This is a genomic window from Burkholderia territorii, from assembly GCF_902833055.1.
Lineage (GTDB): Bacteria > Pseudomonadota > Gammaproteobacteria > Burkholderiales > Burkholderiaceae > Burkholderia > Burkholderia territorii.
On record NZ_CADFEJ010000153.1, the window covers coordinates 1 to 441 of the forward strand.

The 441-nt window shown below is 68.5% G+C and carries 1 protein-coding gene; it reads left to right on the forward strand.

All coding sequences use genetic code 11. The features are described from left to right. On the forward strand, positions 1-441 hold a 441-nt coding region (locus tag HW466_RS31485), incomplete at both ends, for a M14 family metallopeptidase (RefSeq protein WP_176316182.1).

Here is a 441-nt window from a genome sequence, read left to right on the forward strand (position 1 = left end):
TCGTTCGACGCCGACGTGGTGCTCGACCTGCATTACGACAACGACGCCGTGATGCATCTCTACACGAACCCCGATCTGTGGGAAGACGTCGAGCCGCTGGCGCGCTACCTGGACGCCCAGGCCTCGCTGCTCGCGCTCAATTCGGTCGGCAACCCGTTCGACGAGGTCCACAGCTTCTGCTGGTCGGAGCTGCGCGAGCGCTTCGGCAGCCGCTTCCCGATCCCGAACGGCGCGATCTCGGTGACGGTCGAGCTGCGCAGCGAGCGTGACGTGTCCTACGAATTCGCCGAGCGCGATGCGCAGGCGATCGTCGATTACCTGACCCTGCGCGGCTCGATCGACGGCACGCCGGCACCGCTGACGCCGCTGGCCCATCCCGCCACCCCGCTGGCCGGCACCGAACCGCTCGTGGCGCCGGTATCGGGCGTGCTGGTGTTCCGC